This is a genomic window from Microbacterium sp. ISL-103, assembly GCF_018613995.1.
Taxonomy (GTDB): Bacteria; Actinomycetota; Actinomycetes; order Actinomycetales; family Microbacteriaceae; genus Microbacterium.
Map to the genome: position 1 here is coordinate 12,425 of NZ_JAGGPD010000446.1, position 345 is coordinate 12,769.

At 71.6% G+C, this 345-nt stretch carries 1 protein-coding gene; it reads right to left on the reverse strand.

Annotated elements, in window-relative coordinates:
* Positions 1-345, reverse strand: a 345-nt coding sequence (locus J7E68_RS19950; RefSeq protein ID WP_251049050.1) for an ATP-binding cassette domain-containing protein, incomplete at both ends; no start/stop codon positions are given.

The window sequence follows — 345 nt, forward strand, 5'->3', positions numbered from 1 at the left end:
CATCGACACCGGCTCGTCGGCGACGAGCAGCGACGGGCGCGAGGCGAGCGCGCGAGCGATGGCCACGCGCTGCCGCTGACCACCCGAGAGCTCGTGCGGGCGCCGGTCGATCACGGCATCCGCGTCGAGGCGCACCCGCTCGAGGAGCCTGCGCACCTCGGCCTCGGTGTCTTTCTTGGGCACGACGTCGTCGAGACGGATCGGGCGCTCGAGGTGGTATCGGATCGAGTGGTACGGGTTGAGCGAGGCGAACGGATCCTGGAAGACCATGCGCAGCTGCTGGCGGTATCGGCGCAGCCCCTTGCCGCGGCGCGGGATGGGCTCGCCGTCGAGCCTGACCTCGCC